Below are 22,474 nucleotides of genomic sequence, written 5' to 3' on the forward strand. Positions count from 1 at the left end.
TTATGAAAAAACTACTATTATTAGTTCTATTCGCCTTAGTGACTTTGGTCACCTATGCTGGTGGATATAGAGTTAGTGTGCAAGGGCAGAGAGCTATGGCTATGGGGCATACAGGTGTTGCTGTGGTGAATAGTGCGGAACTAGTATTCTTCAATCCTGCAGGTCTTGTGTATTTAGAAAACAAATTAAATATCAGTGCTGGTGCCAGTGGTATTTTCACAGATGTGATTTATCAAAATTCTGATCTAGGGATTTCTTCTGAGACAGATAGCTCTGTTGGTACACCACTTAATTTGTATGGATCTTATAAAGTTAATGATTGGTTAGCTTTAGGACTTGGGGTTTATACTCCTTATGGTAGTGAGGTAACTTGGCCAACAGACTGGGCAGGTTCTCATTTAGTAAATAATATTGAATTAGCTGCTATTTATATCCAACCAGTGGTTTCTATAAAGCTTTCTGATAAGTTTAGTATTGGTGGTGGACCGATTTATGTTACAGGTTCTGTTAACTTTAATAGAAATGCGAACAGAACATTAACCGATATAGATGGTAATCGTTCTAATATTACGGTTGATGATTCTGGTGTAAGTAATTGGGGATGGAGTATAAGTGCTATGTTTAATCCGACAGAAAATTTTAGATTAGGATTTAATTATCGTAGTGAAATTATTCTTGAAGCAGAAGGCGGAGAAGCAACATTCTCGAATTTCCCTAATTCTCCTGCTGTTCCTGCAAACGGAACTACTACCTTTGATGCGGAGTTACCATTACCAGCTGAATTATCTGTAGGACTTTCATATCAGTTTCATAAGAAATGGTTGTTCGCGTTTGATTACAACAGACAATTTTGGGATGTGTATGAGTCTTTAGATATTCAATTTGGAACTGGGACAACTTCATTAAACACACGTAATTACAAAAACTCTTCAGTATATCGTTTTGGATTACAGTATGATGCTACTTCTAAGATATCTTTAAGAGCGGGATATTATATAGACGAATCTCCAGTGCAATCTGGATTTTTTGCACCAGAGACACCACGTAATGATTCACAAGGATATACAGGAGGTATAAGTTTTGCAATTACGCCTAAGCTAGCAATTGATGCTTCCTTCTTCTATTTAAGATTTGAAGAGGTGAATGAGTCTTATGATTTTTATCAGGAAAACGGACAAAACGTACCTTTTAGTGGAACTTATAAATCAAGCGCATTTGCGCCAGGACTTGGTTTAACTTATAAATTATAATTTGAAGATGAAATAAGCCATATCAGTAGGTTGAAACCAACCGAAATGATTATTGGCGATTCCATCTGACAATTAAAAAAAATAAACAAATACAGATGAAAAACAATATAAAATATTTAGCAATTCTGGCATTAGGTTTAGTTGCTTGTGAATCAGAATTTGATAATCCAATTGATGAAGCTGGAGTATATTCTAGCGGAGAGGCTGACTTCTCTAACTTTGTTGCTTTAGGAAATTCTTTAACTGCTGGTTTTGCAGATAATGCATTATATATAACAGGGCAAGAGAATTCTTATCCGAATATATTATCTAAACAATTTGCTCTTGTAGGTGGTGGAGAATTTACACAACCGTTAATGGCGGATAATGTAGGTGGGTTTGCAGGTCAAACTGCTACTTTTCCTCCAAGGTTAGTGTTAGCTTTTGATGGAGAAGGCAATCCTGGTCCTGCAATATATACTGGAGCTGCACCATCAACTAATATTACGGCTAATTTAGGAGCTTCTTTTAATAATATGGGAGTTCCTGGAGCAAGAGTTTATCATTTAGGCTTTCCTGGATATGGTGCATTAAATCCATATTTTGGACGTTTTGCTAGTGAACCTAATGCAACTGTGATTGGAGATGCAGTAGCACAAAGTCCTACGTTTTTTAGTTTATGGATAGGAAATAATGATATTTTAGGATATGCTACTTCAGGTGGTGTAGGTGTGGATCATAACGTAACTGGTAATACTGATCCAAGTACTTATTCTCCTCAAGGTTTAGATATTACGAATGCTGGTTTATTTGAATCGACATATAAAGCCTTGATAGGAGCTCTTGTGTCAACAGACGCAAAAGGAGTAGTACTTAATTTACCTAATGTAACTACGTTACCTTTCTTTACTACAGTACCATTTGCTCCTCTAAGTCCATTAGATCCTAGTTTTGGACCACAAATACCAACGCTTAACGCAACTTATGCAGGATTAAATGCTGCTCTTGCTTTTGCAGGTGTTCCAGAAAGAGCAATATCGTTTTCAGCTAGTGCTGCTAGCCCTGTTGTTATTAAGGATGAATCTTTAGAAGATGTTTCAGCTGATTTGGCCATAGCCTTAGCGGGTACATTTGGTCCTTTGGCTCCAATTGTTGCTGCACAATATGGACAAGCAAGACAGGCAACAGCTAATGACTTATTGGTTTTAACTAGTTCTGGTATTATAGGTCAGGTAAATCAGGAAAGATTTGATGAATTAGTAGGTCTTGGTTTAACTCCAGAGTTGGCAGGTCAATTTTCGGTTAATGGTGTAACTTATCCATTACAAGATCAATATGTGTTAACTCCGGCGGAACAATCCTCAGTAGAGAATGCTCGCCAGGCTTTTAATACTACGATTGCGACTGTTGCCAATGACAATGGTTTAGCCTTTTATAATGTGGCAAATGATTTAACACAAGCTGCTAGCGGTGGGATTCCGTTTGATGGAGGATTGATAACTTCTGATTTTGTAACCGGCGGTGGATTTTCTCTAGATGGTGTGCATCCTACACCTAGAGCACATGCTTTAGTAACTAATGGTATTATTAATGCCATAGAGATTAAGTATGGAGCAACCTTACCTTCAGTAAATCCTGGAGATTATGGAACAGTTACCCTTAGTAATGATGTAGGTGCTAACTAGTATAAAAATTTTATAATATATTTTTAAAACCTGTTAAGAGATTAACAGGTTTTTTTATTGCATTGTTTTTAGTTACTTTGATGATCAATCTAAACCTGTACTTATGAAATTCTTATTAAAAATGATTCTTAGTGCTGTTGCCGTTTTGGTATTGGCAGAAATTTTACCTGGAGCTAACGTCGATAATTATGTAAGTGCTCTTATTGTGGCGGTTCTTTTGGCGATTCTTAACGCTATTGTAAAGCCTTTATTGGTTATATTAACCTTACCGGTGACTATCGTTACTTTAGGATTGTTTTTGCTGGTCATTAACGCGGCAATCATACTAATGGCTGATCATTTTGTTTCAGGTTTTAGTGTTAATGGTTGGTTGTGGGCGCTGATATTTAGTATTTTGTTATCCGTGTTTCAATCCATATTGTACTCTATTTTAAAGAAAGATAAAAGCTAACTGTTTTTCAGGAAGTTAAAACTTTGTTGAGTTGTAAAAAAGTATTACTTTTGCAACCCGATTTTTAGTACAAAAAAGTAGAGATAATGAATATTTCAAAAGAGCAATTAGACGATTTAAATGCTGTAGTAACAGTAGATATTGCAAAAGAAGATTATAACGATAAAGTAGAGAACATTCTTAGAGATTATCGTAAGAACGCCAATATTCCTGGTTTTAGAAAAGGCCACGTTCCTATGGGATTGGTTAAAAAGCAATATGGAAAGGCCGTTTTAGTAGATGAAGTAAATAAATTATTGCAAGATGCTCTTAATAAGTATCTAACGGAAGAAAAGCTTGATGTTTTAGGTAATCCATTACCTAAAGAACAAGATAACTTCAATTGGGATACTGATGATTATTCTTTTGAATTTGAATTAGGTTTAGCACCAAAATTTGAAATCAAACTTAATGGGAAGAAAGCAATAACTCATTATAAGATTGTTGCTACTGATGAAATGATTGATAATCAAATCACAACCATCCAAAAGCAATATGGTAAATTAGTGCCAAAAGAAAGTGCTGAGAAAGATGATTTAATCAATGGTACTTTTGTAAATGAAGAAAAAGAGATAGAGAATCAAGCAACTATTTCTTTAGATAAAATAAAAGGAAAGAGAAACTTAGATAAATTTATTGGTTCTAAAGTTGGAGATGTTTTAACATTAAAAACCAAAGGATTATTTTCTGAGGATCACGATTTGGTGAATGCGCTGAAGATTAATCAGGATGATGCTAAAGGTCTTGATATCGAAGTAACATTTACTGTTTCTGAAATTAATAATCAGGAACTAGGTGATTTAGATCAGGACTTGTTTGATAAACTATACGGTAAAGATGGTGTAAAATCGGTTACTGAACTTAAAGAAAAAATCAAAGAAGATGCTGCTCGTCAGTTTGTGCAACAATCAGATCAGCAGTTACTTAATGATGTAACCGAGAGTGTTCTTGAAAACACTAAATTTGATTTACCAGCAGAGTTTTTGCAAAAATGGATTCAGGCTACAGGTGAGCAGCCTTTGACAGAAGATCAAGCGAAGGATGAATATGAGAAGAGTGAGAAAGGATTACGTTTTCAATTAATAGAAGGAAAAATAATCAATGATAACAACCTCCAGGTTACTTTTGAAGAATTGAAAGAATTCGCTAAAGATTTGATAAAAGGACAAATGGCTCAATTTGGTCAGATGTCACCAGAAGATAAGGAGCTGGAAGATATCGCAGCTAGAATTTTATCTAATCAGGATGAAGTGAAAAGAATTTCTGAACAACTAATGAGTCAGAAATTACTTGCCTACTATAAGGAGAACGTTAAATTGAAGGAAAAAGAAGTGAGTTTTGATGATTTTGTAAAAGAAGTTTACAAATAATCAACATACACTAATAAGGAATTTATACTTATATTTAGGGCGTTAAACCAAGATTGGATTAACGCCTTTTTTATAAAAATAAAATTTCAGAAAAAGAACATATGAATTACGGAAAAGAATTCGAAAAATACGCTACACAGCATCATGGTATTAATAGTAATTACTATGATAAAATTATCAGTAGTATGTATCCAACTGGGATGACTCCTAATATTATAGAAGAACGTCAAATGAATGTAGCCATTTTTGATGTGTTTTCTCGTTTAATGATGGATCGTATTATATTTTTGGGGACAGGAATCAATGACCAGGTAGCTAATATTATACAAGCTCAGTTATTATTTTTGGAAAGTGTAGATTCTTCAAAAGATATACAGATTTATATAAATTCTCCTGGAGGTAGTGTATATGCAGGTTTAGGTATTTATGATACTATGCAATTTATTAAGCCTGATGTAGCAACAATATGTACTGGGATGGCAGCATCAATGGGAGCAGTATTGTTATGTGCGGGTGAGAAAGGAAAGCGCTCTGGTTTACCACATAGTAGAGTAATGATTCATCAACCACTCGGTGGAGCTCAAGGACAAGCTAGTGATATAGAAATTACTGCTCGCGAAATATTGATACTAAAAGAAGAATTATATAATATCATAGCAAAACATTCTGGTCAGAGTTATGATAAAGTTTATGAAGATAGTGATAGAGACTATTGGATGAAAGCTGATAAGGCTCTTGAGTATGGAATGATAGATGAAATACTTACAAGAGAATAATTTATAGTTAAAATAGTAATAGCAGATAAAAGATCATCTGCAACCCCTAGAAATAAGTCTATCAATATCACATAGGTAGACGAGTTTTGTTGAAATAGATAATTATGCCGAAAGAAGATTTAGAATGCTCGTTTTGTGGAAGAAAGAAACCGGAAACCAATTTGTTAATTGCTGGGTTAGATGCTCATATATGTGACCGTTGTATTGTACAGGCTCATGGAATTGTTGTAGAAGAGGCTAGAGATGAAGAAACAGGAGAGCTTAGCTCAGAGTTAATGCTTCGTAAGCCAATGGCTATAAAGAAATTTCTGGATGAATATGTAATTGGACAGGAGTTTACTAAGAAAGTTATGTCTGTTGCTGTATATAATCATTACAAACGTTTATTACAGCCGACTACTGATGATGATATCGAAATACAAAAGAGTAATATCATTATGGTAGGACAAACAGGAACAGGTAAAACATTGATAGCAAAGACCATTGCTAAAATGCTTAATGTTCCTTTGGCTATAGTTGACGCAACTGTACTTACTGAAGCGGGGTATGTAGGAGAGGATGTAGAAAGTATTCTTACTCGTTTATTACAAGCGGCTGATTATAATCTTGAAAAAGCTCAAAGAGGTATTGTGTTTATTGACGAGATTGATAAAATTGCCCGTAAAAGTGATAACCCAAGTATTACAAGAGATGTTTCGGGAGAAGGAGTGCAGCAGGCCCTATTGAAGCTATTAGAAGGGACCGTAGTGAACGTTCCGCCAAAAGGCGGGCGAAAGCATCCAGATCAAAAGTTTATCGAAGTAAATACCGAAAATATACTTTTCATAGCAGGAGGAGCTTTTGATGGCATCGAAAATGCTATCCAGAAACGTCTAAATATGCAGGCAATGGGCTTTAGTGCTTCTAAATCCGAGGATATCATAGAAAAAGACAATCTATTACAATACATTATCCCTAAAGATTTGAAAGATTTTGGATTAATTCCAGAGATAATAGGTCGTCTTCCTGTATTAACGCATATGAATCCATTGGATAACAATACATTGAGAGCTATTTTAACTGAGCCTAAAAATGCAATTATAAAGCAGTATAAAAAACTTTTCGAAATGGATAATGTAGAGTTCACCATTACACCGGGAGCTTTAGATTATATAGTAGAAAGAGCTGTCGAGTATAAGTTAGGAGCAAGAGGTTTGCGTTCTTTGTGTGAAGCAATTTTAACAGATGCAATGTATGAATTGCCAGAGAGTGAAGAAACAGAATTTAGGGTGACAAAGGATTATGCTGAAAAGAAATTGAATAAATCCATAATAAATAAGCTCAAAGCAGTCTCATAATCTTTAAGGGTTATATTAAAAAAATAAACTCCTTAAGTATATAAAGCTTAAGGAGTTTTTATATTTAAAATACTTTCTTGTTAGAATGAAAGTATTGATGATACTTCAAATTTATACTAAACTCGGATTAATCTTCTTCCGAGTATAATATTTCTTCTATTTTCTTAGAAATGATTTCTTCTGTATTTCTTATTACTAAATCTTTACTGTCTTTTAGGTTTATTTTAAATCCATTTTTAGCGATCAATACTTCATAAAAAGCAACTTTAGAAGTTTCTCCATAGCAAACCTTGTTTATGCCGGTAATCGTATTTTCTGGAGTAGATACAAATGAAGAAGATTCATTAGAAAGAGTCTCGCTTGTAGAAACATTTTCCTCCGTAGTATTGTCATTAGGAATAATAGCTGTTTCTTGTGCATTAATAGCTGCAGAACAGGAAATAAAAATAAGACCGAGTAAAAGATTTTTCATATTTGGGACCTTTGTTAAATCGTAACTAACTGGTAACAAATTTAATACGAAAACAAGGTGTATGAAAGATATTTTTTGTTTTTTAGTTCAATCGTTTTTTTTAATCGATGAAATACTCAATTTTAGTCAAAAAACAGAATTTCTTACGTAATTTTTTTACGTAAAAACCATAATCAAAAAATAATGTAATGGGGAATTTTGCTATTTTTTAATATAAATTTATGGTTTTAGTCAATTAAAGTGAATACGAGCCAATCTTGTTTAATACAAGTAGCTCATCAAGATATTTTCTGGAGTTAGAGAGTCTAGGTATTTTATGTTGGCCTCCAAGTTTATCATTTTTTTTCAACCAATCATAAAATAAATAAGGCCTAGCATTATTAATCTGTAGGATATTTAATGTGGTATTGTTATACCTTTTTGCTTCATAGTCGCTATTAATATCTTGAAGATTTCGATCGAGAATGTCAGCGAAATGATCAAGATTCTTAGGATGTTTTTTAAATTCAATCATCCATTCGTGAGCACCTTTTTCTTTTCCTTCCATAAAAATTGGTGCCACTGTATAATCAATGATTTCACTATCGGTTTCTTTTGTAGCTTTCCTAAGTGCTTCTTCCGCGTTTTCAATAATAAGTTCTTCTCCAAATACATTGATATGATGTTTTGTTCTTCCAGATACTTTTATTCTATAAGGATTAATAGAGGTAAAACGAACTGTATCACCAATTTTATATCTCCATAAACCAGCATTGGTAGTAATAATAACAGCATAATTTTTGCCAATTTCTACATCACTTAATGGTATCACTTTTTCATCTGTTGATCCATAAGTATCCATAGGAATAAATTCATAAAAAATACCATAATCAAGCATTAATAAGAGCTCCGATGATTCGTTGCGATCTTGGATTGCAAAAAAACCTTCAGATGCATTGTAAATTTCGTAATACCTAAAAGAATCTCGTGGTAGGATCTTTTTGTATTGATCAATATAGGGTTCAAAACTTACTCCTCCATGAAAGTATACTTCGATATTTTTCCATATTTCAAAAAGATGTTTTTGCCCTGTTGTTTCTAATACTTGATTTAATAGAACCAACATCCAGGATGGCACTCCGGCAAGGCTAGTAACATTTTCCTGAATGGTTTCGTTTACAATTGCCATCATTTTTGTTTCCCAGTCACTCATTAAAGAAACTTCGTTACTTGGAGTAGAACTGAATTCTGCCCAAAACGGCATATTGTCAATGATAATTGCAGACAAATCACCAAATGAGGTGCCATTTTCTTTATATAACTCTTTACTTCCTCCTAGGCGCAGACTTTTTCCGGTAAAGAGTTTAGAGTTTTCATTGTTATTGAGATACATGCATAAAAGATCTTTCCCCGCTGCATAATGGCAATCTTCCAGTGATTCTTGGCTCACAGGAATAAACTTGCTTTTAGCATTCGTAGTTCCACTAGATTTTGCAAACCATTTAATAGGTGTAGGCCAATATATATTATGTTCTCCTAACCTGCTACGTTCGATCATTTCTTCATAATCTTCATAAGAACGAATAGGAACACGTTCTTTAAAGGTTTCATAGCTATAAATAGATGAAAAACCATAGGTCTTGCCAAGCTCAGTGTTTTTGGCTGTTTCTAATAAAACATGTAACAACTCCAGCTGTACCTCGTTGGGGTATTTTAGAAAAAGCTCCATCTGATGAAAACGCTTTTTTAGAAACCAGCTAGCGATAGAATTTACTAAAGGAATTGGCATTTTTTGATGTATCTTTAGGCTGCAATTAGCATTAATATGATTGTGTGGTTGACTTTAGTCGGAAACTAAAATAATAAAAATAATAACATTCTTTTTATACATTTAACTTATAACTGAACTTTTTATGCAATATGAAGGCGTATTAACCAAAATGCAAACTGAGGTAGGGACCCCAATTCAATACTATTTAGTGTTTGATTCTGATTTTATTCATATGAATCAATTATTGAATAAAACCCTTAGTATAAAATTTGTTGGTTATCAGTGTTTAGCTTGTGGCGAAAACAAAAAAATATATAGGCAAGGATATTGTTACGATGATTTTTATAATCAACCCCAGGTTGGAGATTGGGTAATGCGTCCAGAACTAAGTAAAGCTCATTTAGATATCGAAGATCGAAATTTGGATTTTGAGAAGAAAGTACAACTTCAGCCGCATATAGTTTATTTAGCTAATTCGAGTAATATTAAGGTTGGTGTAACCCGAAAAACACAAGTTCCTACTAGATGGATCGATCAAGGAGCTCATGAAGCTATTGAAATTGTAGAAGTACCTAATCGATACCTTGCAGGAATCACTGAAGTAGCTTTAAAAGATCACGTAGCTGATAAAACGAATTGGCGAAAAATGCTCAAAAATGAGATTGAAGATGAAGATTTAGTGACCTATAGAGATAAACTTAAAGAATTTATTCCTGATGAGGTAAAAGAGTATTTCATAGAAAACAATAAAGAAACCGAACTTGATTTTCCCGTATTAGAGTATCCTACTAAACTAAAGAGCTTAAATCTGGAAAAAATACCAGAATATTCTGGTGTTTTAAAAGGTATCAAAGGTCAATATTTGATTTTTGAAGATGATACTGTTTTTAATGTTCGGAATAATGAAGGATATGTAGTACAGTTAACTATGATTTAATTAGCGCTTTCTATTGCTAATACTTCATTTCCATATAGTTCACATTGCTCGATAGTTTCTTTAATATGATCCATCGTTGTTCTAGGATTGATTAAACACATTCTTAACACTACTTGGCCTAAAAGTACTGTAGTGACTAATAATGCTTCTCTAGAATTAATCATTTTTTCAGAAATTTTCTGATTTATTATATCAATCTCCTTTTCTGAGAAATTTTTATCAATAGGGTTATATCTAAAATTTATTACTGCTAAGGTAGCAGGTGATATGACTTCCCATTTCGGACTTTTTCTTAATAAACCTTCAGTTTGGTCAGCTAATTCTATATTATATTGAATTGCCTTTTTAAAAGAATCCAAACCAAATGTCTTTAATGACATGTAAAACTTTAATGCTCGAAACCGACGAGTTAATTGGATACCGTGATCGTAGAAGTTAATTTCGGATTCATTACCTTCCACGTCTCTTAGGTATTCTGGTTTTTCGCTGAAAGTTCCACTCAGCCAATTATGATTCTTAACTAATAAACAACCCATTTCATAAGGTTGGAAAAACCATTTATGAGGATCTACTGTTAGAGAATCTGCTTTTTCAATACCTTTTAATAAATTTTTTCCGTTATCGGCTAGTATTGCAGCACCGCCATAAGCTCCATCAATATGGAACCATAATTCTTCTTCATTACAGATTCTTGCCATTTCATCTAGTGGATCTACTGTTCCTGTGTTTGTAGTACCAGCAGAGGCAATCAAGCAAAAAGGTTCTAGTCCTTGAAGACGATCCTTAGCGATAGCATTCTTTAATTTATTAAGAGATATTTTGAATTCCAGATCTGTAGGTATGACTCTTATTTGACTCTTTTTAAAGCCTATCACTTTAATCGCTTTTATATTAGAAGAGTGTGCCTGGTCTGATAAGTAAATTACTGCTTTAGAAAAATCATCTCCACATTTTATTCTTCTGGCGGTTACTAATGCAGTAAGGTTAGCCATGGATCCTCCGCTTGTAAAAATACCTCCTCCTTTTTTGGTGCCAAATCCAAAAATTTCTAACAGCCAGTTCATCATAAGTATTTCTAATTCTGCTGCTCCCGGCGATGCAGCCCAACCACCAGAGAAAATATTAAACCCTGTAGCAATGGTATCTGCCATCGCACTGATGTAATTACTTGGACCTGGTACGAAAGAAAATGATTTTGGGTGTGATACAATAGTGCTTTGCGGAACAACATTTTCCATCACAAAATTAAGAACTTCATTGGCTTCTGTTGGGTGGTGTGGTATATCTTCTGCTAGCAAGCTGTCCATTTCTTCCCTAGTAGCTATTGCTACTGGTTTTTTGGAGTCCTGAGTATCAAAATGTTCTACAATATGATCAATAATTGTATAGCCATATTGTTTCATATCATCTTTAGATAACTCTAGTTTAGCGTTGAGGTCATTTTCTATCATTGGGATCTTTTTACCTACTTTATTTGCAAAAATATGCGATTTCAAGCAGTATCTACTAGTATATTTTTATTAAAAAAAGGTATTCTACTTTGGAATGAAACAATAAAAAAAAATACTCAATGACAATGTTTTATCGGAACATTAGCAAATACATTGCTATTAGGATTGCACCGATACATAAAAATGCGCTACTATTTTTCAATAGAACCTCAGTGTTTAGATATGATAGTATGGAAATATCTCTTAATTCCTGCTACCCGTTTTGGTTATTTAGTATAGCTTTAATTTAGAAAAATATTAAAAAGATTAGTGGGGTGTATGTTGGATGTTTTAAGCAAAAAAAGATAATTACGCTACTAAGAATTTTACTCCTTGAACAAAAGAAATGACAATGAGTGCAACACCAATAATTTTAAATAATTTGGTTTTAGAATCATTAGGTTTTTGAGCCATTTTGTTTCCCCATTGGCTATATAGGTACAATGTGCCGATTTTGCCAAGGTATATTCCCGAAAAGAAAAGAAATAAGGCAATTAACGGGGTATATAGTGTGAGTTCGAAAAGATGTTTGTTTGTTAAGGATATCGCTACTATCCAATATATTATTACTGGGGGATTTAAAAATGCAAGAGAGAAACCAGTTATGAATTTAGATTTTCCCAACTTCAGTTTAGATACTTTTGCATTCGTGTCTTTTTTGTTTTTTCGTGCTAAAAAATAAATACCGACTACTAAAAATATAGAAATAATTACTAACTGAATCCATCGGTTATTTTCGAAAAAGCCCGTGAGTTCCATACTACAATGTAGAGCAAAAAAGGCCAATAATACTTCTCCGATACCAGCTGCTAATGCAATACGGAATGCTTTTCTGGTATTTTCTTTAATTGTCGTGTTAATTACAGCTATGTTAACTGCTCCCAGAGGTAAAGCACCAGCTACCGAAGTTAAGATTCCCAGGATAAGATAGAATGTGATCATAGAGTCTTAGTACCTATTTTAAGGCTATCCTTACATTTATTAAGTGGATTGTGTGTAATTAAAAAGAAGCGATAATTTTTATATTGTCGCTTCTTTTTGTGATGTTATAATAGTTGTAGTTTGTGTGTTAAAAATTTGATTTAAAAACTTCTAGTAACTCCGATTCTCATTTTTTTAATGACTTCCTCATAGTAAAGAATCGTTAATATAATTTTTTCGGTGTCTGCATAAGGTACAAGTTCTTCAATAGAGGTTTGCGCAGTATTTATAGCATCTTGAGTAGCTTCAGTACTTTTCTTAAGTGATTTTATATGACCAGAATCTTCTTTGATTCCTAAATCACCTAACCGAACTCCAGGTTCGTTGGTTAGAGATAAAAATGGAATAACCGTTACAATTTCCTTTACTCGATCCTGATATAATTTGATGAGTTCTCCTTTTTTTAAATTTTCTAGATCACCTATCGTATGAAATTTCGTGATTTGATCTTTTTTAGCAAAAAAAATGGCCTCATCTTTTTCCTGAGCATTCGTGTATTGGAAAAATAGAAAAAAGATGAAGCCTATTAATAATTTTGATTTAAGCATAATTTAAACTGTAGTATTAAAATTCATTTGATGGATTTAGGGGATCCGGAACAAAAAAAGTATTGTTTTATTATTAAAAAAAAGATAACATTTATTGCATTACCATATAGTTATTCATTGCTTTCTTAAGTTGAAATTTTGGAGCTGATTTGCTTGTAGGGTCTTCAAAAAGCTTATCTACGCTTACAAAATCTTTAGTGAATCTATTATACTTTAGAACGTTCATTACACCATTATTTGGTTTATAGCTCACTTCTACACCTTCTCCGTGAATATTAAAAAAGCTATTGTCCATTTTAAAAGCTCTTTCAAGAACAGCTAGAGATGTATAAGAATCATCGAATTTTACCACATTTAAAAAACCAGAAATTTTGGAGTTGTGTAAATACACTAAAGCGGAGTTTGTTGCGGAAATAGCTGATGATGTATGTATATAATTGGAATTGTCAGAAAGATTTACAAAAGTGGAATTAGTAATGGTTACATCTGTAATAGCATTAGGTTTCAAATATCCTGAATTTTTATCATAACCGTCAATTTCTATTGCATACGATCCTTTTGGGCTGTTAATATATGGGTGACGTATAGCCATTAAATAATCCAGGTCTCCTTTAAAACCTTCAGAAATTTGAAAATCGTCATCTTCTGCTTTGTATGAAAGCATATTTCTCATATTATTATTTCCTCCTGTCCAATTAAATGAATCCTGACCTGAGTAACTAACCATCACATGATCTATTATTGAGGCTGTTCCTATTCCAAATAGAGATAAACCATTCGAGTTTTCGATTCTTTTAGATTTATTACCTGGAAATTCTATTCGGACATATCTTAAAATTGTAGTTTGCTCGTTTTGATCACTTCCTCCATATACAGAATACTGAGGATTGAAATTTCCTTTGATGACACCGTTACCAGATACTGAGTTTACTTTCCCGGAACCAGCTATTATTATTCCTCCCCAATCTCCACTTGCTCTCGATTTAGGAGCTTTGTTAGATGTGAAAACAATAGGATAGGCTTCAGATCCAACTGCAATCAATTTAGAACCTCGCGTTATGATGAGATTCGCAGGATTTTCATGATCGCCTCTGATCACAGTTCCTTCCTGAATTGTTAGTGTAGCATTGCCAGTAACATATACATCTCCAGATAGTAAATACACTGTATCATTATTTAAGTAAGTGTCTTCTGCTATAATATTTGGAAGCTTTTCGTCAGCTTCAGGATAATTTGTGGTGTTGGGAGTAAAGTTGGTCCAGCCTTTTATCCATTTACTATCGCTACCGTTAAAATCTTGTGCATTAGAGGTTAGAATGGTAATAGTTAGTAGGAGACATGTAGTCAAGGCGCATCTTAGTTTCATAAAAGTTTTATTTTTGGGGTTATAAATTAGGAAGAAAATTCTTTCTTCTTTTTTTTAGGTCACTAAGTTAAGATACTTTTAGAAGAGTCGGTTACGGGTTTTCCGTAAAATATGTACGTTCGTCGTTTTTTTTGATTAAATTAATAAAACATTAAGAGTATAATTCCTACTTATAAAGGTTTTATGATGCTGATTATCAATAATTTAATAATTGTTTACTTATTTTGATAAAATGATAAACAAAAATGTTTTTAATCTTTAATTATTTTTTTTGATGATAACTTATTTTTATTAAAATACTGTTTTTGAGTGATTTACGTATTTTTGTTTTTATGTAGTATTATTACAAATTTTAGTGTTCTATATGAATTTTTGCTTTTTAAAAATCAGAAAGACACAAAATTAGAGAGTCGTATGACAGTTTTTTGTGTCTTTAGTCGATTTTGTTTTTAAATTATTATCCGTTAAAATGAAGACTTAGATATTTCCTTCCTTACCTAACCGCATCTTTTTAATCATTTCTTCGAAATATAATACCGCCCAGATAATCTTATCTGTATCAGAGTAAGGAACTAATTCTTTTATGGTGTTTGTTGTGTAAACAAATGCTCTATCCGCTATTTCATTATTTTTCTCTACTATTTTGATTTTATCAGAATCTTCTTTGATACCCACATCACTAAGACTGGTTCCAGGTTTATTGTTTAGGGATAGATAGGGTAGCACTACAAAAATTTCTCGAGCACGTTCCAGATATAGTTCTATTAGTGCTCCTTTATTAAGATCTTGCAATTCATCAATAGTATGAAATCGGTTAATCAGTTTGTCATTATCAAAAAAAACTCCTTTTTTCTTTGTTTGTCCGCTTATGCTACTAATGGTAAGTGTTATTAGTAATAAAGTAATTATTTTTTTCATGATGTTAGTTTTTGATGGAAGTGTAGTTTATTGAACTACCATATAGTTGTTTAGTGAATTTTTTAATGTAAAATCTGGATTAGCTTTGTCCAAAGGATTACTAAAAATTTCTTCAGGTTGTTGAAAAGCTTTAGTAAATCGATTGTATTTAAGTAAATTGAATGTATCACCGGTTATATTATGATGAGTAATAACACCCTCACTATGTACATTAAAAAAACTGTTGTCAAGCTTAAAAGCTGTTTCTATCATTTTAAGAGTAGAGAAAGATTTATCTAATTTAACTACATCAGAGAATCCCGATATATTGGAGTCATTTAGATATAATTCGCCAAGGTTGTTTATAGATATAGCCGCTCTGGAATGATGATAATTACTTTCATTCACTAAGGTGATCAATGTTGCACCTGTGATATCAATACTAGAAAGTATTTTAGAATTCTCGAATCCTAAGTTTTTATTATAGCCATCTACTTCTATTGCATAGGATCCATTGTTGCTTGTAATATAAGGGTGTTTAATAGCCAGAATATTTATAAGCTCACCTCTGTACCCTTGTGTGAAGTCAAAATCGTCATCATTAGATTTAAAAGAAATAAGATTTTTAGCTTTAGATGCTCCTCCATGCCATTCAAAGGAGTCGTCTGCAGAATAACTTACCATAATGTTTTCTACTATAGATTGATTTCCTAGGGTATATAACGAAAGCCCATTTGTAGATTTGCCCGCGTATTCAATTCTAACGTATCTTAAAATTGTGGTTTCCTCATCAATATTATTTCCACCAAATATGCTATATAATGGATTGAATTTTCCTTTTATAGTTCCTTCTCCTTCTATAGTATTTGCTTTACCCGAACCTATAATAGTAATTCCGCCCCAATCACCACTTTTTCTGGAGTTTCGGGATTTGTTAGATGTAAATACAATAGGTAATGCTTTGCTACCATCAGCAATTAGCTTAGCTCCTTTGGTAATAATTAGATTCGTAGACTTTTCTGTATCTGCTTTTATAAGAGTTCCCTCTTGTATAGTCAATGTAGCATCGTTAGTTACATATACGTCTCCAGACATAAGATAAACAATATCACTTCTTAGATAGGTGTCCTTGTTTATAATATTAGGTAATTGTTCATCGTGGGTAAGATAATTGGTTTTGTTTGGTTCAAAATTGGTCCAATCCCTGGTCCACTTCATATTATTAGGATTAAAGTCGCTTTGAGATAATCCTGAAATTGAAATTGCAATAAATAAAAATATGCTTAACAGTTCTCTTTTTTTCATAACTTCATTTTTTTAGTCTCACACTTTGTTAAACCACATTGGACTATTCATCCAAAAAATCAAAATTTGTTTGTTAGTACTCCATTTAGTTCGGTGAAATAGGATGAAGATTACATAAAAAATGATTTATTAACATTTTTTTGTAAAAGTTGAAATATTGATAAGATATAAGATGTTGCTCTTTGTTTGTGCTTTAGTTGGTTCATTTTTAAGGAGATAAGCTCGTGTAAAAACAAAAAAAACAGCCATATGTGGCTGTTTTTATACATTCGTAAATGGGTGTTTTAGAAATTTCCGTTCACTCCTATTCGAATTTTTTTAATCATTTCTTCATAGTAGAGAATAGACCATACTATTTTCTCTGTATCTGCATAGGGTATAAACTCGGTTATTAAATTACCGGTACTCTCGAATGCTTCCGTAGTAGTTTCGTGATGTTTCTTTAAGAGTTTTAGATTGTCAGAGTTTTCCTTAATTCCAATATCAGAAAGACTTACACCTGCCTCATTAGTAAGCGCTATATAGGGTAGTACAGTAATAATCTCATTTGCTCGCTCTATATATAATTTAACAAGTTCTCCTTTTTTTAAATCTTCTAATTCATCAATAGTATGAAATTTAGTAATTAAGGTACTTTGATCAAAAAAGATATTCTTTTTAGATTGAGCAAAGCCTGTAGCGGTTAAAAAAAGAGCTATAAATAGGGTAATTGATTTCATTATAAAGATATTAATTAAGGTAAAAGTTAATTTTATTGCATGACTGTGTAAGTATCACGTGCTTGTTTTAACGTAAATTTTGGGTTTTTAGCATCTAATGGTTTTTCAAAAAAATCAGATACATTTTTAAATTGTGTAGTAAACATATTATATTTAAGCAGTCCTTGTACTTCATTTTTTGGTTCTAATGGAACCAATACATTCGTGTCGTGTACATTGAAAATACTGTTTTCTAAAGAAAATGATGTTTCTAGATTAGCATAGGATGTATAGGATTTGTCAAATTTTGCTACATTGGCAAAACCAGATATTCTAGAATCTGCGACATGTAGTCGAGCTAAATTTTTAGAAGAAATTGCAGCTCCGGTATGTTGATAATTACTGCTGTCTGATAAATTGATTAAGGTAGCATCTTTTATATCCACATTAGATAGTTCCAGAGACGTCATGCCTAATTTTTTATCATAACCATCTATTTCGATTGCATAAGAACCACTGATGTCAGAAATATATGGATGCCTAATCGCAATAATATTATATAGTTCTCCTTGGTAGCCTAAAGTGAAATCATAGTCATCATCTTTAGCCTTGTATGAAATCAGATTGTTCATATTTACAGTACCACCAAAAAACTCAAAAGAATCATCAGCAGAATGACTTATCATAATATTATTAAGGATGGATTTTTTTCCTAAAGCGTATAAAGAAAGGCCATTTAATTCTTTTGATTGATTTATTTTTTTTCCTGCGTACTCAATTCGTACATATGTCATAATAGTAGTCATCTCATCATCATCATCACCTCCATAGAGAGAGTATTGTGGGAAAAAATCGCCTTCAATAACACCGGCTTTGGATGGAGAATTGATGATTCCTGATCCTGCGATTATAATCCCGCCCCAATCACCACTTTTTCTTGCTTTTGGTGACTTGTCAGAAGTAAATACAATAGGTTGCCCTTTTAGACCTCTGGCGATTAGTTTAGATCCTTTACTAACGACAAGACTTGTTTGGGTTTTGGTATCACAACGAATGATCGTTCCTTCTTGGATAGACAGTGTGGCACCATTAGTTACATATACACTTCCGGATAGAAAATATACTGAATCATTTGTTAAGTGCGTGTCTTGGTCGATTATCGTAGGGATGTCTTCATCTGGTTGCGGATATGCCTCGTGATTAGGGTCGAAATTAGCCCATCCATTGATCCATTTCATGGAATCATCGTTAATTGTATTTTGGGACAATAGTATCGATGGGAAAAATATCAGTATTGTTAGGGATAAAATAGTTGATTTCATAACTGTTTTATGGGGGTTTTATATTTGGGAATAAAATTATAACTATAAGTGTTCTGCTTATTGCGTCTAACTTTATTAAATAGTTAATCCAATTTTAATAAATTTATTGTGTTGAGGTTGCTATTTATTTGATGAAATAGCTGCAAAAAACATTGAATGTTGTTTGTGAAGTCTTAATATTTTGATTTTAAATGGTTAATATTCGTTTTCGAATCCAATTAAAATCCAATACTTTTTCTGAGTTTTCCCAGCACTAATGTAGTAAGAAATCAGGTTAAAAAAAATTTATTACTAGTAGAACTTTGCTATAATTAGAATTTTTAGACAAAGTTTAGAAATCCACCATTTCAACTTGTAAAATGACAGAAAAACTAGTTAATCTGTAGTACGTAAATAGGTTTAGTTCTTAGTTTTTGTAGTGTCTTTTTTCTTTTTCTTACCAAGAAAGCCTCCAAAAATATCTTTAGCAGCGTCTTTTAATTTGTCTTCTGTCTTAGTGGAGTCTTTATCCTTTTTAGAACCTCCTAATAAATCCGTAAGTACTTTGGTTCCCTCATCCACTATCTTTCCGGTTGCTTTTTCTTTTTGTTTACTTATGATTTGCTGCGTTAATTGTTTAACAGCCTGCCCGGTATTAAGGTTTATTTTCGGATTAGAAAAGTTACCGGATATACCAATAGGCAGTGCAACTTTCATCTCATTTGCCTCCTGATCATTAAGCTGAGAAATTAGCCCACCTACTTCGTTACCCAAATATTTCGCGGGTACATCTAATGATACATTGTAATCCATATTCATATCAAAACTATGGCTGCCTCCAGCAGTTATTTTGATTCCTTCTACGTCAAATTCAAAAGGTTTCACATTAATTTTACCATCATCAAAACTAAGCGATGTTTTAATGTCTTTTAAATTAAGTTTATCAAGGTTTAAAAACCCTAGTTGCCCATCTAAGTTAGATAATAATGGAGTTTGAGATGTGCTTACTTTGGCATTTAATATTTCTGCCAATGCATTTCCTTTTACAGAATTCAAAACTGGTGTAAGGTCGTTATTTAGATTACCATTTAAGTTAATTTGTGTAGTTAACGCACCTGTTAAGGCTTTGGCAATAGGAGCTAATCCTTGTAATAACGCCAGACTCGAAAAAGATTTAGCAATGTCAATTTTACTTAAGTCCAAATTCATTCCAAAATTAGGAGTTTCTGATTTTGTAGATACTTTACCGTTAAAGGCAAGTCCTCCATCAAATAGATTGGATGTTACGTTTTGTAAATAAGCAGTCTCGTCATTTATTTTCACACTTCCTTTTGTGTTTTTTAATTCTAAGTTGTCATAGAGTACTTTTTTTGCATCAAAATTCAATGTAGCATCAAGAAACGATGGTATTTTCAGTGCTTCTTCTTCAGTATTTTCCGTTTGTTCTTCGGTTGCTTCATTTTCTGCTACCAAGAAATCATCTACTGCAAAAACTTCAGAACTAACATCAAAGTTTCCTTTTAGATCTTGTTTTGAAAATAAAAATCCCATCAAATTACTAATAGTACCTGCTGCAGTAAGGTCAGATTTCCCTGTAGTCACCTGCATTTTGTCTAAGGTGATAGTTTCTGGTTTGAAACCTACATTGGCATTTTTAATTTTAATTTCATTAGGTAATTCTGGAGAGGCATAGGTAAAATTACTTAGACTAGCTGTACCTGAGCTTTTTACATTTTGATATTGCTCTTTTTCTAAAGATTGCATATCAAAATTGGTGTTTACATTTGCTTTGAGTATTCCATTAAGTTGTTGTTCTAATTCTAAAGGATATGCTTTATCTAAATTAGCAAGATTCAGTGTTCCGTTTACTGCCATATCTACGATCATATTTGTTGTTATATTTCGTAAACTACCTTTGGCTGCAAAGGTATCTTGATCTATTCTGAAAGTAAGGTTTCCAATATTTATATACATGTCATCAGCTAAACCAGTGTCGTTTTTGATTTGCGTATCTATGTTAATATTCTGAACACTTTTTGGTAAATCAGGGTATTTAAAAGAAGCATTGTGTGATGCAATTTTAATATCCATTTTTGGGATATATACATCATCAGCTTTTCCTTTGATAATTCCATTTACGGAGAAATCCCCAGTGGTTTGAACACCATCTAGATTTTTGGCATATACTTCAGGAATAACAGCTAAGAAATTTTTAAAATCCGATGAGGGAGTTTTAAAACTAAGATCTATATCCGTGTATTTTTCAAAAAGTTGCACGAATCCTTCAAATTCCAGAGGAAGTTGATTTACAAAAGCCTTATTTTCTTTGAATGTGTATCGCTGGTTTTCGAGGTCTAGTTCTAATTCAGCTTCAAGTTTCAGTGCATTTTTATTGAGATATTTGGTGTTGTCTAAACTAAAAGAAACTTCAGAACTGGATGCTGTGTCTAATATTATATTTTCTCCGGATAGAGATCCATCACCGCTATGATTTACATTGGTCATAAGTAAAGCGATCTTATTGATATCATTTTGGTATAAAAGCTTACTATTATTTATTTCATAATGATCTAATTCGAAGGTAAAAGAACCACCTTCTTCTTTAGTAGCTACTTCTGGTTCTTCTGATGTTTTTGTAATGTCAAAATTAGAATTTCCTAATGAGTCCGTCTTAATCCCAATGTTTGCTTCGTCAATTATAAATTTTTGAATACTGATAGGTTCTTCAGCATCTTTGAATAATTCGTTTATAGACATGTCTAGTGATATTTTTTTGGCATAAGCCAATGTATCACCTTCAAAAGGAGCAAAATTAATGATGGAAAGCTCATCAATTATAACAGAAGCCTGTGGAAAACTCCTAATCAAGCTAATATCTACATCAGCAAAATCAACTTTAGCATTTACATGCTCATTAGCCAAATACCGTATTTTGTCTTTTATCGTTCCTCCAAATAAGAGAGGTATTGAAATGATTGCTATAATTAATAGAACAACAAGAATTCCGAAGATTTTAAGGGCTTTTTTGATCATTTTGATGCTTTTATGTAAAGTAACGATTTACAAAGGTACAATGTTGCGATTCTAGAGTTAACTATTTGTTAGATTTTTTTAAATTTCAAGGGCTAATTCGCCTCCTTGTTTTAGTTTGAACCTTTTTCTTAAGAAATACACAGCTAAATAGAGAATGGGAGTGTCAAAAGCCGCAACTAACACTTTGAATAAAAACCCATTAAGTAATAATATACCAAAACGATCCCAATCAATAACTCCAGTAGCACATAATAACAGTAATACAGTAAATGTGTCTATAAACTGAGAAGCAAAAGTAGAGAAGTTGTTCCTGATCCACAGGTGTTTTCCTTTAGTGACTCTTTTCCAAAAATGAAAAATCTGAATGTCAATATACTGCGCAAAAAGATACGCCATCATGGAGGCAAAAACCGCTACCGCAGTTGCACCAAAAACTTTAGTAAATGTTTCATCATTAATAGGGGACCAGCTAGTGGCAGGAACTTCTTTAGAAGCATACACTATTAATAAAGAAAAGAATGAGGCAAAAATACCAGCAGTAACAATTTGATTGGCTTTTCTTTTTCCATAGATTTCACTAATAATATCTGTGATTAAAAAAGTAATAGGATATGGTAAAATCCCAACGGAAATTTCAAAAGTATACATTCCGAAAAAATCCCAGTAAAAAAATTTCTGAAAAATAAGATTAGATGCTACTAAAGAGGAAATAAATAAAGCTCCAAGTATGAGATAAATTCTATACGCTACTATTTTATCTTTTAGATTCAGAGGAGTTTTATTTAAAATATAATTAGTTCATAATACTT

Annotated in this window: 19 protein-coding genes; 7 read left to right on the plus strand and 12 right to left on the minus strand. The window is 32.6% G+C overall.

Annotated elements, in window-relative coordinates; all coding sequences use genetic code 11:
* The first annotated feature begins 2 nt into the window (after window positions 1–2).
* From Q0910_RS18660 to clpX, 6 genes are all read left to right on the plus strand, one after another.
* Window positions 3–1,250, plus strand: a complete 1,248-nt coding sequence (locus tag Q0910_RS18660) for an outer membrane protein transport protein (RefSeq protein WP_299219693.1) — start codon at window positions 3–5, stop codon at window positions 1,248–1,250.
* 95 nt (window positions 1,251–1,345) lie between these two features.
* Window positions 1,346–2,914, plus strand: coding sequence for a G-D-S-L family lipolytic protein (locus tag Q0910_RS18665; protein ID WP_299219695.1), 1,569 nt, complete (start codon window positions 1,346–1,348; stop codon window positions 2,912–2,914).
* A 103-nt stretch (window positions 2,915–3,017) separates the two neighbouring features.
* Window positions 3,018–3,365, plus strand: a complete 348-nt coding sequence (locus tag Q0910_RS18670) for a phage holin family protein (RefSeq protein ID WP_299219698.1) — start codon at window positions 3,018–3,020, stop codon at window positions 3,363–3,365.
* An 86-nt stretch (window positions 3,366–3,451) separates the two neighbouring features.
* Complete coding sequence (gene tig / locus Q0910_RS18675; RefSeq protein WP_299219701.1) at window positions 3,452–4,774, plus strand: trigger factor; 1,323 nt, start codon at window positions 3,452–3,454, stop codon at window positions 4,772–4,774.
* Between the two features lie 101 nt (window positions 4,775–4,875).
* Window positions 4,876–5,550, plus strand: coding sequence for an ATP-dependent Clp endopeptidase proteolytic subunit ClpP (gene clpP, locus Q0910_RS18680; protein WP_118459009.1), 675 nt, complete (start codon window positions 4,876–4,878; stop codon window positions 5,548–5,550).
* 104 nt (window positions 5,551–5,654) lie between these two features.
* Window positions 5,655–6,887: an ATP-dependent Clp protease ATP-binding subunit ClpX gene (clpX, locus tag Q0910_RS18685; RefSeq protein WP_299219705.1), complete on the plus strand. Its 1,233-nt coding sequence runs from the start codon at window positions 5,655–5,657 to the stop codon at window positions 6,885–6,887.
* Between the two features lie 127 nt (window positions 6,888–7,014).
* On the opposite strand, the gene Q0910_RS18690 is transcribed toward clpX, so the two are convergent.
* On the minus strand, window positions 7,015–7,359 hold the full coding sequence (locus Q0910_RS18690) for a hypothetical protein (RefSeq protein WP_299219708.1): 345 nt from the start codon (window positions 7,357–7,359) through the stop codon (window positions 7,015–7,017).
* 235 nt (window positions 7,360–7,594) lie between these two features.
* Entirely contained in the window at window positions 7,595–9,127 is a 1,533-nt protein-coding gene (locus Q0910_RS18695; protein ID WP_299219711.1) for a GH3 auxin-responsive promoter family protein, read from the minus strand.
* 124 nt (window positions 9,128–9,251) lie between these two features.
* On the opposite strand from Q0910_RS18695, the gene Q0910_RS18700 reads away from it, so the two are divergent.
* Window positions 9,252–10,046: a DUF2797 domain-containing protein gene (locus Q0910_RS18700; protein ID WP_299219714.1), complete on the plus strand. Its 795-nt coding sequence runs from the start codon at window positions 9,252–9,254 to the stop codon at window positions 10,044–10,046.
* Here the strand turns inward: Q0910_RS18700 and Q0910_RS18705 are convergent.
* From Q0910_RS18705 to Q0910_RS18750, 10 genes are all read right to left on the minus strand, one after another.
* Window positions 10,043–11,497 (minus strand): aminotransferase class V-fold PLP-dependent enzyme, encoded by a 1,455-nt coding sequence (locus tag Q0910_RS18705; RefSeq protein ID WP_299219717.1) that lies wholly within the window; start codon window positions 11,495–11,497, stop codon window positions 10,043–10,045. The genes Q0910_RS18700 and Q0910_RS18705 overlap by 4 nt on opposite strands.
* Window positions 11,498–11,845: 348 nt before the next feature.
* Complete coding sequence (locus Q0910_RS18710; protein ID WP_299219719.1) at window positions 11,846–12,478, minus strand: LysE family transporter; 633 nt, start codon at window positions 12,476–12,478, stop codon at window positions 11,846–11,848.
* A 140-nt stretch (window positions 12,479–12,618) separates the two neighbouring features.
* Window positions 12,619–13,065, minus strand: a complete 447-nt coding sequence (locus Q0910_RS18715) for a hypothetical protein (protein ID WP_299219721.1) — start codon at window positions 13,063–13,065, stop codon at window positions 12,619–12,621.
* A 91-nt stretch (window positions 13,066–13,156) separates the two neighbouring features.
* Window positions 13,157–14,431 carry a hypothetical protein gene (locus tag Q0910_RS18720; RefSeq protein ID WP_299219723.1) on the minus strand — a complete coding sequence of 425 codons (1,275 nt, stop codon included), beginning with the start codon at window positions 14,429–14,431 and terminating at the stop codon, window positions 13,157–13,159.
* 477 nt (window positions 14,432–14,908) lie between these two features.
* Window positions 14,909–15,349 (minus strand): hypothetical protein, encoded by a 441-nt coding sequence (locus Q0910_RS18725; protein ID WP_299219725.1) that lies wholly within the window; start codon window positions 15,347–15,349, stop codon window positions 14,909–14,911.
* Window positions 15,350–15,376: 27 nt separating this feature from the next.
* Window positions 15,377–16,633 (minus strand): hypothetical protein, encoded by a 1,257-nt coding sequence (locus Q0910_RS18730; RefSeq protein WP_299219728.1) that lies wholly within the window; start codon window positions 16,631–16,633, stop codon window positions 15,377–15,379.
* Between the two features lie 284 nt (window positions 16,634–16,917).
* The gene (locus Q0910_RS18735) at window positions 16,918–17,352 is read right to left on the minus strand and encodes a hypothetical protein (RefSeq protein ID WP_299219731.1); all 435 of its coding nucleotides are present in this window, start codon (window positions 17,350–17,352) and stop codon (window positions 16,918–16,920) included.
* Window positions 17,353–17,384: 32 nt separating this feature from the next.
* Complete coding sequence (locus Q0910_RS18740; protein WP_299219733.1) at window positions 17,385–18,653, minus strand: hypothetical protein; 1,269 nt, start codon at window positions 18,651–18,653, stop codon at window positions 17,385–17,387.
* A 399-nt stretch (window positions 18,654–19,052) separates the two neighbouring features.
* Complete coding sequence (locus Q0910_RS18745; protein ID WP_299219735.1) at window positions 19,053–21,665, minus strand: AsmA family protein; 2,613 nt, start codon at window positions 21,663–21,665, stop codon at window positions 19,053–19,055.
* 78 nt (window positions 21,666–21,743) lie between these two features.
* Window positions 21,744–22,436 (minus strand): queuosine precursor transporter, encoded by a 693-nt coding sequence (locus Q0910_RS18750; RefSeq protein WP_299219867.1) that lies wholly within the window; start codon window positions 22,434–22,436, stop codon window positions 21,744–21,746.
* Window positions 22,437–22,474 lie beyond the last annotated feature (38 nt).

Origin of the sequence: uncultured Aquimarina sp. (assembly GCF_947495315.1) — a bacterium.
In the GTDB taxonomy this organism is placed as follows: domain Bacteria; phylum Bacteroidota; class Bacteroidia; order Flavobacteriales; family Flavobacteriaceae; genus Aquimarina.

Excerpts from the sequence above, each read along its gene's own strand:
- Q0910_RS18660 (WP_299219693.1), top strand. The coding sequence starts at position 3 with ATGAAAAAACTACTATTATTAGTTCTATTCGCCTTAGTGACTTTGGTC.
- Q0910_RS18665 (WP_299219695.1), top strand. The coding sequence starts at position 1,346 with ATGAAAAACAATATAAAATATTTAGCAATTCTGGCATTAGGTTTAGTT.
- Q0910_RS18670 (WP_299219698.1), top strand. The coding sequence starts at position 3,018 with ATGAAATTCTTATTAAAAATGATTCTTAGTGCTGTTGCCGTTTTGGTA.
- tig (WP_299219701.1), top strand. The coding sequence starts at position 3,452 with ATGAATATTTCAAAAGAGCAATTAGACGATTTAAATGCTGTAGTAACA.
- clpP (WP_118459009.1), top strand. The coding sequence starts at position 4,876 with ATGAATTACGGAAAAGAATTCGAAAAATACGCTACACAGCATCATGGT.
- clpX (WP_299219705.1), top strand. The coding sequence starts at position 5,655 with ATGCCGAAAGAAGATTTAGAATGCTCGTTTTGTGGAAGAAAGAAACCG.
- Q0910_RS18690 (WP_299219708.1), bottom strand. The coding sequence starts at position 7,359 with ATGAAAAATCTTTTACTCGGTCTTATTTTTATTTCCTGTTCTGCAGCT.
- Q0910_RS18695 (WP_299219711.1), bottom strand. The coding sequence starts at position 9,127 with ATGCCAATTCCTTTAGTAAATTCTATCGCTAGCTGGTTTCTAAAAAAG.
- Q0910_RS18700 (WP_299219714.1), top strand. The coding sequence starts at position 9,252 with ATGCAATATGAAGGCGTATTAACCAAAATGCAAACTGAGGTAGGGACC.
- Q0910_RS18705 (WP_299219717.1), bottom strand. The coding sequence starts at position 11,497 with ATGATAGAAAATGACCTCAACGCTAAACTAGAGTTATCTAAAGATGAT.
- Q0910_RS18710 (WP_299219719.1), bottom strand. The coding sequence starts at position 12,478 with ATGATCACATTCTATCTTATCCTGGGAATCTTAACTTCGGTAGCTGGT.
- Q0910_RS18715 (WP_299219721.1), bottom strand. The coding sequence starts at position 13,065 with ATGCTTAAATCAAAATTATTAATAGGCTTCATCTTTTTTCTATTTTTC.
- Q0910_RS18720 (WP_299219723.1), bottom strand. The coding sequence starts at position 14,431 with ATGAAACTAAGATGCGCCTTGACTACATGTCTCCTACTAACTATTACC.
- Q0910_RS18725 (WP_299219725.1), bottom strand. The coding sequence starts at position 15,349 with ATGAAAAAAATAATTACTTTATTACTAATAACACTTACCATTAGTAGC.
- Q0910_RS18730 (WP_299219728.1), bottom strand. The coding sequence starts at position 16,633 with ATGAAAAAAAGAGAACTGTTAAGCATATTTTTATTTATTGCAATTTCA.
- Q0910_RS18735 (WP_299219731.1), bottom strand. The coding sequence starts at position 17,352 with ATGAAATCAATTACCCTATTTATAGCTCTTTTTTTAACCGCTACAGGC.
- Q0910_RS18740 (WP_299219733.1), bottom strand. The coding sequence starts at position 18,653 with ATGAAATCAACTATTTTATCCCTAACAATACTGATATTTTTCCCATCG.
- Q0910_RS18745 (WP_299219735.1), bottom strand. The coding sequence starts at position 21,665 with ATGATCAAAAAAGCCCTTAAAATCTTCGGAATTCTTGTTGTTCTATTA.